Annotated in this window: 11 protein-coding genes and 1 pseudogene; 3 read left to right on the top strand and 9 right to left on the bottom strand. The window is 71.5% G+C overall.

What is annotated here, in order from left to right; genetic code table 11:
- Positions 1-5: 5 nt before the first annotated feature.
- The gene (locus tag RKD20_RS26370) at positions 6-683 is read right to left on the bottom strand and encodes a response regulator transcription factor (RefSeq protein ID WP_007382513.1); all 678 of its coding nucleotides are present in this window, start codon (positions 681-683) and stop codon (positions 6-8) included.
- A gap of 296 nt (positions 684-979) precedes the next feature.
- Between RKD20_RS26370 and RKD20_RS26365 the strand changes: the two are divergent.
- Positions 980-2,477 (top strand): annotated as a pseudogene (locus RKD20_RS26365) (oligopeptide:H+ symporter).
- 90 nt (positions 2,478-2,567) lie between these two features.
- On the opposite strand, the gene RKD20_RS26360 reads toward RKD20_RS26365, so the two are convergent.
- From RKD20_RS26360 to RKD20_RS26340, 5 genes are all read right to left on the bottom strand, one after another.
- Entirely contained in the window at positions 2,568-3,827 is a 1,260-nt protein-coding gene (locus RKD20_RS26360) for a hypothetical protein (protein WP_424883326.1), read from the bottom strand.
- Between the two features lie 65 nt (positions 3,828-3,892).
- Complete coding sequence (locus RKD20_RS26355) at positions 3,893-4,951, bottom strand: hypothetical protein (RefSeq protein WP_424883325.1); 1,059 nt, start codon at positions 4,949-4,951, stop codon at positions 3,893-3,895.
- Between the two features lie 204 nt (positions 4,952-5,155).
- Positions 5,156-5,851, bottom strand: a complete 696-nt coding sequence (locus RKD20_RS26350; RefSeq protein WP_424879874.1) for an LPXTG cell wall anchor domain-containing protein — start codon at positions 5,849-5,851, stop codon at positions 5,156-5,158.
- Positions 5,852-6,016: 165 nt separating this feature from the next.
- Positions 6,017-6,511: an ATP-binding protein gene (locus tag RKD20_RS26345; protein ID WP_424879873.1), complete on the bottom strand. Its 495-nt coding sequence runs from the start codon at positions 6,509-6,511 to the stop codon at positions 6,017-6,019.
- Between the two features lie 222 nt (positions 6,512-6,733).
- Positions 6,734-7,114, bottom strand: coding sequence for an STAS domain-containing protein (locus RKD20_RS26340; RefSeq protein WP_424879872.1), 381 nt, complete (start codon positions 7,112-7,114; stop codon positions 6,734-6,736).
- A gap of 238 nt (positions 7,115-7,352) precedes the next feature.
- Here RKD20_RS26340 and RKD20_RS26335 point away from each other — a divergent pair, with 238 nt between their 5' ends.
- Positions 7,353-8,267, top strand: coding sequence for an RNA polymerase sigma factor SigF (locus RKD20_RS26335; protein WP_424879871.1), 915 nt, complete (start codon positions 7,353-7,355; stop codon positions 8,265-8,267).
- Positions 8,268-8,433: 166 nt separating this feature from the next.
- Complete coding sequence (locus RKD20_RS26330) at positions 8,434-9,945, top strand: ricin-type beta-trefoil lectin domain protein (RefSeq protein WP_424879870.1); 1,512 nt, start codon at positions 8,434-8,436, stop codon at positions 9,943-9,945.
- 24 nt (positions 9,946-9,969) lie between these two features.
- Here the strand turns inward: RKD20_RS26330 and hutI are convergent, their stop codons facing one another.
- The 3 genes from hutI to RKD20_RS26315 are packed head-to-tail and all read right to left on the bottom strand — an operon-like array spanning position 9,970 to position 13,816.
- Positions 9,970-11,259, bottom strand: a complete 1,290-nt coding sequence (gene hutI, locus RKD20_RS26325) for an imidazolonepropionase (protein WP_424879869.1) — start codon at positions 11,257-11,259, stop codon at positions 9,970-9,972.
- Positions 11,256-12,617, bottom strand: a complete 1,362-nt coding sequence (locus tag RKD20_RS26320; RefSeq protein WP_424879868.1) for a formimidoylglutamate deiminase — start codon at positions 12,615-12,617, stop codon at positions 11,256-11,258. Before RKD20_RS26320 ends, hutI begins: the two co-directional genes overlap by 4 nt.
- Positions 12,614-13,816, bottom strand: coding sequence for an allantoate amidohydrolase (locus RKD20_RS26315; RefSeq protein ID WP_424883324.1), 1,203 nt, complete (start codon positions 13,814-13,816; stop codon positions 12,614-12,616). Before RKD20_RS26315 ends, RKD20_RS26320 begins: the two co-directional genes overlap by 4 nt.
- Positions 13,817-13,848: the final 32 nt, after the last annotated feature.

Raw genomic sequence — 13,848 nt, 5'->3', positions numbered from 1 at the left:
CGGGTTCAGCTCTTCTCGAAGCGGAAGCCCACTCCCCGTACCGTCGCGATGTACCGCGGGTTGGCCGCGTCGTCCCCGAGCTTCTTGCGGAGCCACGAGATGTGCATGTCGAGCGTCTTGGTCGACGACCACCATGTGGTGTCCCAGACCTCGCGCATCAACTGGTCCCGCGTCACCACGCGTCCGGCGTCCCGCACCAGTACCCGCAGCAGGTCGAACTCCTTCGCCGTGAGCTGGAGTTCCTCGTCGCCCATCCACGCCCGGTGCGACTCGACGTCGATCCGCACCCCGTGGGTGGCCGGCGGCTGCGCCGGCTCGGCCGCTCCGCGCCGCAGCAGGGCCCGGACCCGGGCGAGCAGCTCGGCGAGCCGGAAGGGCTTGGTCACGTAGTCGTCGGCGCCCGCGTCGAGCCCGACGACGGTGTCCACCTCGTCGGCGCGCGCGGTCAGGATGAGGATCGGTACGGCGTGGCCCTCGGCGCGCAGTCGGCGGGCCACCTCGAGGCCGTCCATGCCGGGCAGACCCAGGTCGAGGACGACCAGGTCGATGCCGCCCTGCATTCCGGCGTCGAGTGCCGTGGGGCCGTCCTCACGCACCTCGACCTCGTACCCTTCCCGGCGCAGGGCGCGGGCCAGCGGCTCCGAAATGGACGCATCGTCCTCGGCGAGCAGTACACGGGTCATGAGCTGATGGTAGACCGCCTCTGACAGATGCTGGGGTGTGATCACAACCCCGTGCTTCTTACCTTTCGAGGATCCGGTGTGAACCTGTGACTGTGCGGTGCCAATCCTGTAAGGACCTTAGAAACCGGGTGTACGGTTCCTCGGTCACCTGTGATTCAGCTCTCAAGTCCTTCCATTTCCGCCCGTATCCTGTCGTATGGTGAATCAATGCCTGTCGCATCGTGGGGACCTTTGGCGCGCATCCGTCGCTGAAGGTTTCTTTTGTGTGCGGTAATCCCCACCAGCAAGGAACGACCATGGCGTCCAGCCTGACGAAGGACTCGGTGACTCCGGGCACCCCCGGTTCCGACAAGACCTTCTTCGGCCACCCCCGCGGACTGGCCACACTCTTCATGACCGAGATGTGGGAGAGGTTCTCCTACTACGGCATGAGGGCTCTGCTCCCGCTGTACCTCGTCGCCCCCGGCGGCCTGCACCTGAGCGCCGCGACCGCGACCGCGATCTACTCCGTGTACGTGTCGCTGGTGTACCTGCTCGCGATGCCGGGCGGCTGGTTCGGCGACCGCGTCTGGGGCCCCCGCAAGACCGTCGCCGTCGCCGGCGCGGTGATCATGCTCGGCCACCTCACGCTGGCGCTGCCCTCCTCGGGCACCTTCTACGCCGGCCTCGGCCTGGTCGCGATCGGTTCCGGCCTGCTGAAGGCCAACATCTCCACCATGGTCGGCCACCTCTACGAGGGCCCGGACGACCCCCGCCGCGACGGCGGCTTCACCGTCTTCTACATGGGCATCAACCTCGGCGCCTTCGCCGCGCCCCTGGTCATCGGCACCATCGGCGAGAACTTCAGCTGGCACCTGGGCTTCGCCCTCGCCGCGGTCGGCATGGCCCTGGGTCTCGCCCAGTTCCTGATCGGCAGCCGCCACCTGGCCGACCGCTCCAGCGTCGTCCCGACGCCGCTGTCCGCCACGGAGAAGGCCTCCACCCTGCGCAAGGCCGCCATCTGGGCCGGCATCGCCGTCGTCTTCTACGCGATCGTCGGCTTCTCCGGCCACTACACGCTGAACTGGATCCTGGTCCCGCTGACCCTGCTCGGCGTGATCATCCCGGTGATGGTCCTGGCCAACATCAAGCGCGACAAGGACCTGGACCGCACCGAGCAGAAGTCGATGTCCGCGTACATCTGGTTCTTCGTGGCCGCGGGCCGTGTTCTGGATGATCTACGACCAGGGCGGCTCGACCCTGTCGATCTTCGCCGACTCCTCCGCCGAGAACAGCGTCCTCGGCTGGACGTTCCCGGTCTCCTGGTACCAGTCGGTCAACCCCGTCCTCATCATGGCGCTGGCCCCGGTCTTCGCCTGGTTCTGGCTGGCGCTGAACCGGCGCGGCAAGGAGCCGAGCACGGCCGTGAAGTTCGCCTCGGGCCTGGTGCTCGTCGGTGCGTCCTTCTTCCTGTTCCTCGCGCCGCTGGCCATCGCGGACGGTGGCCACAAGGCCGCAGCGATGTGGCTGGTCGCGATCTACTTCGTGCAGACCGTGGGTGAGCTGCTGCTGTCCCCGGTGGGCCTCTCGGTGACCACGAAGATGGCTCCGGCGAAGTACGCCTCGCAGATGATGGGTGTCTGGTTCCTCGCGGTGACCGCGGGCGACGCGACGACCGGACTGCTGTCCATCGCCGGGGTCGACCTCAACAAGACCGGCGTGGTGGCGCTGGAGGCCACGCTCGCCGTGCTCGCCGGTGTCGCTGTGTGGATGTACCGCAGCCGGGTCAAGGAGCTCATGGGCAGCGTGCGCTGAGACGCCCTCCGCTGAAACCGCGGGCGTCGGGACCCTGGTGGATCCCGACGCCCCGTCGGTTTCTGTACCGTGCGCGGTTCCCCGCGCCCCTCAACCGCGGTACCTGGTGCGCCTTCCAGGCATGAACGTGAACACGGCCGCCCCCAGCAGCACCGCGGTCCCCGCCACCAGACCCAGCGCCTTCAGGGCCGCGTGGTCGTCCGCGCCCGTCGCCGCAAGGCCGCCGCTGGTCGACGTACCGCCCGTGCCGCTCGTCCCGCCGGAGCCGGACGAGCCGCCCGACGCCCCGCCCTCCTGCTCCTCGGTGGTCAGGGTCAGGGAGACCGCCGTCCTGTCCGGCGTGCAGGTCGTGGTCGTACCCAGGGCGTTGATCGTCAGGACACCCGGCGACAGCGTCGACTCACCCGTCGCGCCCGGCTTGTACGTGCCCGTCATGTCCGGGATCTCTATCGGGTCGCCCGACTTGATGGCCGCGGAGTTGGTGGGACCCTCGACATGGACCGAGCCCGTGTCGGCGCCGCCCAGAACCACCTCCATGGAGGGCTTGACCGAGTCCGCCGGGATGTCGGCGGGGCTGTCCATCGGGGAGTTCTTGAACTGCACGGTCACGCCGTAACTGCCGCCGTCCTTCTTGGCGTTGATCTGGATCGAGGAAGTGGCCTTCTTCTCACCCAGGGGCGACTGACAGGTGTAGGGGATGTCGACCGCCTTGCCGGTGAAGTCGGTCCGGCCGCCGTCGGAGGACGTGGCGCTCGGGGTCGAGGTGGGGCTCGACGTGGGGGTGGCGGTGTCCGTCGGATCCGGCGTCGGCGTCGGTGTCGGTGTCGGTGTCGGTGTCGCCGTACCGTCCCCCGCGGCCACGTCGATCGTCCCCGCCGCCGGCACCGTCTCCGTCGGCGTGCACACCGTGTTCGTCCCCATCGCGTTCACGGTGTACGCGCCCGGCGTCAGCGTCACCTTCCCGGCCGCCGTCAGTTTCAGCGTGCCCTTCATGTCGGACAGCACCATGGCGCCGCCCTTGGGGATGGCCGGGTTCTCGCGCGGGCCGGTCATCGCGAGGTCGGTGCTCTGCGCGCCGGACGCCTTCAGCGTGCCGGTCGGCTGGACCGAGTTCGCCGGCAGATCGATGATGTTCGGGTTCTTGGAAGCGGCCTGGGTGAACTTCCACACCACGTCGACCTCGTCGCCGACCTTCGCGGTGGCCGGCGCGGTGATCTCGACCTTGGTGGTGCCGTTGACGGGGTCGAGGCCGACGCCGGCGGGCGGCACGCACCGGGTCGCGAACGACACCTCCGCGGCCTGGGCGGGCCCGGCGGCGAGGCCGAGCACCACGCCCGCCCCGGCCAGCACCAGCGCCGCACCGGCCGCGCCCGCTCTTCTCGGCCCGCCGGCCGGTGGGACTCTCCTTCGCTTGCTCACGTGGAACCCTCTCTGGTGGGAGTCGTGGGACTCGTCGGGCTGTCGTCGTGCGGTGCGGAGAGCCGGCCACCGGCCGCGCCCGGATCGGCGTCCGGGGTGAACCACGGCAGGGTGGAGGTCGCGGGGGCCGCGTGCGCGGCCGTGGAGGGCTTGAGACCCGGCAGGCGCAGGGCGAGTTCGGGCAGCCGCAGTCCGCGGTGCCGGAGGCCTCCGGCGGGTCGTGGCCGTACCCGGTCCACCACCGCCATGCCGATACGGAACAGTGCCGCCGGTACGACCAGGCAGACCAGCACCCAGAACAGGGTCACGCCCCAGGGCCGGCCCACCCCCCAGGGCTGCTCGGCCAGGACCTTGCCGCCGTACTTCAGCGACACCGTGTACGCGCCGTGCGCGCCGGCCGTGAGCTCGACGGGCAGTTCGATCCGCGCCTTCCCGCCGGGCCGGATCATGCCGCGCCATTGCTGGTCCTCCCACTGCGGGGCGAACACACCGTGCGCGGTGCCCACTTGGAAGACCGGGTTCTTGACGGCGGAGGTGCCGAGGTTTCCGACGGTGAAGACAAGGGTGCGGGCGGGGGGTGCCCCGAACCAGGTCAGCAGGCCCCCGGAGCCGTCGAGCCGGGTGTCGGTGAGGACGGACAGCTGCCCGCCGTCCGTCACGGCGGGCAGCGGTTCCACGGCGTGCCCGGCCACCTGGAAGATCGCGTCGGCCTCCGCCTTCGCCCCGGTCACCGTGGCCACGTGCACCACACAGGGACAGGGCACCGGCGGCTCGGTGACGGGCAGTTTCTTGCTGAAGCGCCCCTTCGAGTCGGTCGTGACGGCCCGGCCGTCCGCGTTGGCACAGGAGTTGGTGCCGCCCGGCACCCCGCGCGAGGGCACGGCCTGTCCGCAGACCAGGATCATCAGCAGCGCCCGCGCACGCCACCCGCTGCCGCTCACGGTGATCGAACCGCCGGTCCCCGCCTGGGACTTGGACAGCCGCACGCTCGGCCCGTCCGCCGCGACCGCCGTCCCCGCCAGGGGCCCGAGCAGCAGCGCGAGCACCGCCACCATCGCCGCCCACCGCACCTTGCCGCTCGGGCTCACGTCGTCGCTCCCGTCAACTCGGCTTGCGAACAGGGGGATTCGGGCGCGGATCGCCACCGCGCCACAGGACGCGCCGGACCGTCCGGTGGACGGTGTGGACGGCACGGGCGGCACGGGCGGCATGGATGGCATGGGCGGCTCCAGCGGTCGTACGAGAACGAACCGGGCCGCTCAGCGGCGGACGCGGGCCGCCTGGTTGCGCCGGGTCAGCCACAGCGTGCCCGCGGCGCCCGCGAGCAGCACCGTGCCGCCGAGCGTGCCGAGGGCGATCGCCGAGTCCTCAGGCCCGGTCTGCGGGAGAGCGTCGGCCGAATCGCTGCCGCTGTCGCTCCGGGTGCCGCCGGAGGAGGAGCCCGAGGCGGCGGTGACGTCCAGGGTCAGCGAGGCGCCAGGGCTGTTGGTCGGCGTGCAGGTGGTGGTCGTACCGAGCGCCTTGATGGTGAGCACACCCGCCGTGAAGGTCACCTTGCCGGACTTCTTCGGGGTGTACGTCCCGGTCAGGTCATTGATCTTGATGGGGGTGTTGGCCGGGACCACCGCCTGGTTGGCGGGGCCCGTGACGTTCATCGTCCCGCTGTCCGCGCCGCCCAGTTTGATGGTGGCGCTCGGGTTCATCGCGCCCTTGCCGAGATCGACCGGGCTGGACGAGACGCCCTTCTGCCACGACATGGTCACCCTGTATCCGCTGCCGCTCTTGACGCCCTTGATGTCGATGGGCGAGACGGCGCTCTTGTCCCCGATCGGCGTCTTGCACTGGTAGTTGACGTTCACGACCTCGGCACGGGCAGCGGGGGCGGCCATCAGCACCGCCGAGCCGGCCAGAGCCGCGACGGACGCGAGCGCGGCGGTTCGTTTCGGGTGAGACACGGTTCCGCTCCCCTTACTCGTTCCTGACGGCACATCAGATCGGCCGTCAAGGTACGCCCGGGTACCGGAGGAAGGAAGAGAAAGTAAGTGTCGGAACTGTGGGGACACACGGGGAAGCCCCGGGGAACACCCGGGGGACACCCGCACAGGAGCGCGGGACGGATGCTAGGCGGGTGCGCCGAGCTCCGCCCACACGGTCTTGCCCGTCAGTCCGGGAGCTCTGACGACTCCCCAGTCCAGGCAGAGCCGCTGCACGATGAACATGCCGTGGCCGCCGGGCCGCCCGGCCCGGTGCGGGGTGCGCGGTGCCGGCTGCCCGGTCCCGCGGTCCGAGACCTCGACACGGATCACCTTGTTGTCGCAGGAGATCCACAACTGGTCCGGGCCGTCCGCATGGAGACACGCGTTCGTCACCAGCTCGGAGACGACCAGCAACACGTCCTCCGCCGCGGCCCGACGGTCCGCGGACGCCGCCGGCAACCACCCCCACGCGTACAACGCCTGCCGGGTGAAGTCGCGCGCGAGCGGGACGACCCCGCTCTCCCCCTCGAAGCTCAGTCGACGGGCCTGCCGTGCCGTCGACACCTCGGCTTCGCCGCCAGGCTCCACGCCGGGCTCCGGGTCACGGTCGCCCGGCGGGTAGGGCCGGGTGGTGCTCATCAGCGCTTCACCTCACCGATTCACCGGTTCACGATTCAAAACGTCACTGCATGGTCGCTCACCGAACAGTCAGTACGGATGTCTCCTGCCCGACCGGACCGGTAGAACACCCCTCCATTCGTGACGTATGTCCGCCACAAGGGGTGTGACACCTGGTGGACACCAGTCGGACGAGACGAACGAGACCCGAGCGGGGCCGCGGCCGCCACCCGACTCGCCGCCTCAGCCGCCGGACTCGTCGGCCAGGGCCTCCTCCAGCGTGTCGTGCACGGTGAAGACCGCATCGGCCCCCGTGATCTCGAAGACGCGTGCCACGACCGGCAGCATGCCCGCAAGATGTACGCCACCCCCCGCCGCCTCGGCCTTCAGCCGTGCCCCCAGCAGCACATTCAGTCCGGTGGAGTCACAGAACTCCAGCCGTGCGCAGTCGACGACAAGCCGGCTCTTCCCCTTGGCGAGGCACTCCTCGAGTGGCTCACGCAACAAATCGGCCGTGTGGTGATCCAACTCACCTGCTGGAGTCACGACGGCGCTGGAGCCCTCTTGCCGCACCTCAACCAGAAGCCGGCCAGACTGTGCGCTGCCGACCGTCCCGCGGTCCATGCCGTCTCTCTCTCCCGACGTCGTGGCTGCCGATGACGCCCTCGAACACTACGCCTTCTCCACAGCCTCCGACACCCGAACAATCACTCACAAACGGACATAACCACACAGATCACACTTGCGATCGTGTCGGGAAACCGGGTAGGGCTAGTAGAGACACGAACTCGACACGGCCGGCTTTGGAGGCGCCGCACACCGCAGTGCACGAACTGGCTTCGGCAGCCTTATGCCGAGAACGATGGAGGACATCATGTCACCCCGGCTCGACGCCTCGCATACCCATCAGGCGACGTCGGCATCCCCCCCGGAACATCTGGATCCCATCGAGCAGGACAGCGAAGGCGACGTGCTCGCCGGGCTTCCGGACATCCCGCCCTTCGAAGAGGTGGGGGCCATGGACGCGCGCGCCCTCTCCAAGACCCTCTTCGCGCGGCTGGAGTCGCTGGAGGAGGGCACGTACGAGTACTCGTACGTCCGCAACACGCTCGTCGAACTGAACCTCGCCCTGGTCAAGTTCGCCGCCTCCCGGTTCCGCTCCCGCAGTGAGCCGATGGAGGACATCATCCAGGTCGGCACCATCGGCCTGATCAAGGCGATCGACCGCTTCGAACTCAGCAGGGGTGTGGAGTTCCCCACCTTCGCGATGCCAACCATCGTGGGCGAGATCAAGCGCTTCTTCCGCGACACGTCCTGGTCGGTGCGGGTGCCGCGCCGACTCCAGGAGCTCCGGCTCGACCTGGCCAAGGCCGGTGACGAACTGGCCCAGAAGCTCGACCGCGCCCCCACCGTGGCCGAGCTCGCCGACCGCCTCGGGCTGTCGAAGGAGGAGGTCGTCGAGGGCATGGCGGCGTCCAACGCCTACACCGCCTCCTCGCTGGACGCCCAGCCCGAGGAGGACGACTCCGAGGGCGCCCTGTCCGACCGCATCGGTTACGAGGACCACGGGCTCGAGGGCATCGAGTACGTCGAGTCCCTGAAGCCGCTGATCGCCGAACTCCCCTCCCGGGACCGCCAGATCCTCTCGCTGCGCTTCGTCGCGGGCATGACCCAGTCGGAGATCGGCGAGGAGCTCGGGATCTCGCAGATGCATGTCTCGCGGCTGCTGTCGCGGACTCTGGTACGGCTGCGCAAGGGCCTGACCGTCGAGGAGTGACGCGTCGGCACCACTGACCTGCGCGTGTGCCCGGTGTCCTGTGGGACACCGGGCACCGTGCGTTCCGGACGCCTCACGGTTACTGGGAGAAACCCTTTCCCCAGGGGTTCGCTTCCCTCACTATGGTCCCTCACAGACTGGCCGGTACGTCAGGAAGAGGGTGCCCATGACTCGCCCCGACGGGGCGTCCGACGCCCGGCTCACGGAGCTGCTGCGCGCCGACACGGCCACGGCGTACGCGGCCCTGCTGGAGCTCCGCGCCCGCCACCAGCCCTCCGTGCTCGCCTACGCCCGCCTCTGCACGGCCGGTGAGTCCGCCGCCCGGCAGCTGGCCGCCCAGACCTTCACCCTCGCCGCCCGGGAGACGGCCCGCGGGGTCGACCCCGGCGTCCCCTGGCGCCACCGGCTCCTGCTGCTGACGGCCCGGTCGGCGGCGGCGTGGGCCGGGGACGACCGGGCGGCGGGCCTGGACCCGAGCGTCCTGCTGCTCCTGAACACGGCGGGCCCCGGCGGCCCGGTGCCGCCCCTGCTCGCCGCCTTCGAGTCCTTGCCTGCCCGCACCCAGGGCCTCGTCTGGTACCGCCTGGTGGAGGCCGAGCCGGAGCACCGCACCGCCGAGCACCTGGGCCTCACCCGCGAGGACGTGGTCTACGGCACGGAGGGCGCCCTGCAGTCCCTGGCCCGGGCGGGTCTGAGACTCCGCCTCGCCGCCTCGGACGACCCCCACTGCGCGGACTTCGGCCGCCTCATCGAGGAGTCCGTACGCCCGGACAACCCCCGCGTCAGCACCGACCTGCACGCCCACATGGCCCGCTGCCCGCACTGCACGGCGGCCCACGAGGAGCTGTGCGCACTGCGGGACACTCCGCGGGCGGCACTGGCGGAGGGGCTGCTGCCGTGGGGCGGGACGGCGTACGTGGGGTCGGAGCGGGGCACGGATGCTCCGGCGGCGGGGCGGCGCGCGATGTCGCGGGCGCCGTCGGGCACGTGGCCGGGGCCGCGTCGGCTGGTGCTGGCCTCCGCGGCGCTGGGGGTGGCGCTCGCGCCGCTGCTGGTGTTCCTGGTGGCGCAGGGCGACGACTCGTCCTCCGGGGCGCCTGCGTCGCCCTCCGCTCCGGGCGCCGGCGCGCTGCCGGGTCCGCCACAGGTGACGGTGACGGCGACGGTCTCGTCCTCCCCCTCGCCGTCCCTCTCCGCCACCACCAGGCCGCCCTCGTCCTCGCCGTCGAGGAGCACGGCACCGCCGCGAAAGGCGAGCCCGCCCCCGTTCCGCGCGCCGAGCGGCGCCTACGCCCAGGTGGTCAACGTCTCCACGGCCCGCTGTCTGGACGTCTCGGGTGACTTCGAGGAGGGCACGGACGTCGTCACGGCCCCCTGCACCGCGGCGAGCTCCCAGCGCTGGCGCGTCGACTCCGCCCGCGGCGTCCTCCAGTCGTACGCCGATCCCGACTTCTGCCTCGACAGCCGGGGTGACGTCGACAAGGGCCTCGGCATCTGGTCCTGCGACTCGGTGGAAGGCCACAACGGCGACAACCTGCGCTTCACGGTCGACCCCGACGGGGTGATCCGCCCGGCGATCGCCATCGCGACCGGGGTGACGCCCGGGGGCGGGAACGGTGTCTCGCTGGAACCGCTGACCGGGGGTGGGGAGCAGCGGTGGCGGGCGGGCGCCTCCTGAGGCCCGGGCCGGGCTTCCGGAGGCTCAGACCACGCGCACCCCGCGCCGCCACACCTCGCTGACCAGCGGCACCCCCGGCCGGTACGCCAGGTGCACATGGCTCGGGGCGTCCAGGAGGATCAGGTCGGCGCGCGCGCCCGGGGTCAACCGGCCGATGTCCTCGCGGCGCAGGGCGGCCGCCCCGCCCGCCGTGGCCGACCAGAGGGCCTCGTCCGGGGTCATCCCCATGTCGCGTACCGCGAGGGCGACGCAGAAGGGGACCGAGGAGGTGAAGGAGGAGCCCGGGTTGCAGTCCGTGGACAGGGCGACGGTGACGCCCGCGTCCAGGAGGCGGCGGGCGTCCGGCCACTCGGCGCGGGTGGAGAACTCGGCGCCGGGCAGCAGCGTGGCGACCGTACGGCTGTTCGCGAGGGCGTCCACGTCCTCGGTGGTGAGGTGGGTGCAGTGGTCGGCGCTGGCCGCGTCGAGTTCCACGGCGAGCTGGACGCCGGGGCCGTAGGAGAGCTGGTTGGCGTGGATGCGGGGGTGCAGGCCCTTCGCCCTGCCCGCCGTGAGGATCGCGCGGGCCTGGTCGCCGTCGAAGGCGCCCTTCTCGCAGAAGACGTCGATCCAACGGGCGTACGGGGCACAGGCGTCGAGCATCGCGCCGGTGACGAGGGAGACGTAGCTCGCCGGGTCGCCGGCGTGGTCCGGCGACACGATGTGGGCGCCCAGGTAGGTCACCTCGTCGGTGTGGGCGGCGGCGATGCGCAGCGCCCTCGCCTCGTCCTCGACGGTCAGGCCGTAGCCGGACTTGGTCTCGAAGGTCGTCGTGCCCTGGCGGAGGGCCTCGGCGAGGTAGCGGGTGAGGTTGCGTTCCAGTTCCGCGTCGCTCGCCGCCCGTGTCGCGGCGACCGTCGTGCGGATGCCGCCCGCGCTGTAGGCCCGCCCCGACATGCGGGCGTTGAACTCCTGGGTGCGGTCGCCCGCGAAGACGAGGTGGCTGTGGGAGTCGACGAAGCCGGGGACGACCGCCCTGCCACCTGCGTCGACCCGATTGTCAGTGGCGGGTGCTTTGCTTTGATCACCGGTCCACACGACGCGGTCGCCCTCGATGGCGACGGCCGCGTGCTGGATCAGTCCGAGGGGGGATCCGTCACCGGAGGAGGGGTCGTTGGTGACCAGAGCGGCGATGTCGGTGATGAGCGTGCTCGCGGTGCTCGCGGAGTGGGCGGGGCTGACGTTCGTCGCGTTGCTCATGGCGTCCTCGGTGGCCTGGTCGGCGGTGGGGGCGGGTTCGGGGGCGGGCCGCGGCGGCGGGCGGCCCGGAGTCATCCGTGCAGCGCGGCGACGGCGTCCGCGAGGGCTTTCGGCACATCCGGCACCAGCGCGTGGACCCCGTCGCGCACGACGTGCCGACCTCCCACGACCGTGTGCGACACGTCCGCTGCCGACGCGGCGAATACGGCCGTCTCGGCCCCGAGCCGCGCAGGCGGCCCTGCCGTCCTGACCGAGTCGAGCGCCACGGTGGTGAAGTCGGCGAGCGCGCCGGGCTCCAGCGTGCCGGCACCGTCCCAGCCGAGGGCGGCGTGGCCGTCGGCGGAGGCCGCCCGCAGCAGGGCCGCCGCCGTCCAGTGACCTCGGGTGCGGGTGCGCAGGCGCTCGTTGAGCTCCATCGCGCGTGCCTCTTCGAGCAGGTCGATCACGGCGTGGCTGTCGGAGCCGAGGGAGAGCGGTGAACCCGCCTTCTGGAGGGCCACAGCCGGTCCGATGCCGTCGGCGAGGTCCCGCTCGGTGGTCGGGCACATGCAGGTGCCGGTGCCGCTGCCGCCGATCAGGGCGATGTCCTCGTCGGTGAGGTGGGTGTTGTGGACGCCGGTGGTGCGCGGCCCGAGGACACCGTGCTCGGCGAGCAGTTCGGTCGGTGTGCACCCGTGGGCGGCACGGCACGCGTCGTTCTCGGCGGTCTGCTCGGACAGGTGGACGTGGAGCGGGGCCCGCCGCTCCTCGGCCCAGCGCGCCACGGTCGCCAACTGGCCGGCGGGCACGGCCCGTACGGAGTGGACGGCCGCGCCGATCCTCGCGTGATCCCGGTCCTTGAGAACTGAACAGCGTTCGGCCCAGGCCTGGGCGCTGCCGTCGGAGAAGCGCAGCTGGTGATGGTCGGGCCGCTGTCCGAAGCCGGAGGAGAGATAGGCGGTGTCGAGGAGGGTGATGCGGACACCGGCGTCGTCGGCGGCCTCGATCAGCGCCTCGCCCATGGCGTTGGGGTCGGCGTAGGGGGTGCCGCCGGGGGCGTGGTGCAGGTAGTGGAACTCTCCGACGGCCGTCACACCCGCCAGCGCCATCTCCGCGTACACGGCACGGGCGAGGTCCCGGTAAGTGTCCGGGGTGAGCCGGTCGGCGGTGGCGTACATGACCTCGCGCCAGGTCCAGAAGGTCCCGGAGCCGACCTGGACGGTGCCGCGCAGGGCCCGGTGAAAGGCGTGCGAGTGGGTGTTCGCCAGCCCCGGGAGGGTCAGTCCGCGCAGGATCTCGGCGCCGGGGGGCGGGACCTCGATGCCGGTGCGGACGGCGGTGACGCGGCCGTCCGCCCCCGCGGCGGAGCCGCTGGTCGACACCGTCAGTGCCACGCCCGGCTCGACGTGGGTGTCGAGCCAGGCGTGCTCCAGCCAGTACGTCTTCGCTGTCACCTGCAGGCCAGCCCTTCCAGTACGTCGGCGAGCGCGAGGACCCCGGCCACGCAGTCGTCCTCGGCGGCGAACTCCGCCGGGGAGTGCGAGACGCCGGTGGGGTTGCGCACGAACAGCATGGCGGTCGGGATGTGCCCGGAGAGGATCCCGGCGTCGTGTCCCGCTCCGGTTCCCAGGACCGGCACCTTGAGATCGGTGCCGGTGCCCAGGATGCGGGCGAGTTCGTCGCGCAGGGCGTGGTCGAACTCGACGACGGGGGTGAAGGACTCCCGGACGATGTCGAGGGCGATGCCGTGCGCCTCCGCGTACTCCCGGGCCGCCTTCTCGATGCCGCCGACCACCTGGTCGAGGCTCTCCTGGTCGGCGGCGCGGGAGTCGAGCCAGCCGCGCACCAGGGAGGGGATGGCGTTGACGCCGTTCGGCTCGACGGCGATCTTGCCGAAGGTGGCGACGGCACCGGCGAGTTCGGCCTCGCGGCGGGCCGCGAGCACGGTCTCGGCGTACGACAGCATGGGGTCGCGCCGGTCCACGAGGCGGGTGGTGCCGGCGTGATTGGCCTCGCCCCGGAAGTCGAACCGCCAGCGCCCGTGCGGCCAGATGGCACTGGCGATGCCGACCCGGTCGCCGGAGAGGTCCAGCGCCCTGCCCTGCTCGACGTGCAGCTCGACGAAGGCGCCGATGCGGGCGAGCCGCTCCGGGTCGGCACCGATGCCGTCGGGGTCGTATCCGGCGGCCTCCATGGCTCGCGGGAGGGTGACGCCCTCCCCGTCGGTCAGCAGGTGCGCCTGCCCGGCGGTGAGCTGCCCGGCGGTGAGCCGCGATCCGACACAGGCGAGCCCGAACCGGGCCCCCTCCTCGTCACCGAAGTTGACGAGGGCGAGAGGCTTGGTGAACTCGGCCCGCCGTGCCCGGAGTTCGTCGAGCGCGGCGAAGGAGGACACGACTCCGAGGGGTCCGTCGAAGGCGCCCCCGTCGGGTACGGAGTCGAGGTGCGACCCGGTGACGACGGCGTCCCCCTCGGCGGGGTCCCCGAGCCAGGCCCACTGGTTGCCGTTCCGGTCCACCTCGTAGGTCAGTCCGCGCGCTTCGGCCTGCTCCCTGAACCAGGCCCGGCACTCGCCGTCGGCCCCGGTCCAGGCGAACCGGCGATAGCCGCGCGAGCCGGCGTGCCGGCCGACGGGCAGCAGCTCGCGCCACATCTCCTGGAACGAGGAGGTACGGGGGTGCTGAG

It is taken from the genome of Streptomyces sp. SLBN-8D4 (assembly GCF_049739545.1).
Taxonomy (GTDB): domain Bacteria; phylum Actinomycetota; class Actinomycetes; order Streptomycetales; family Streptomycetaceae; genus Streptomyces; species Streptomyces canus_C.
Note: the sequence above shows the minus strand (reverse complement) of the source record. Positions and strands in the feature narration are given on the sequence as shown.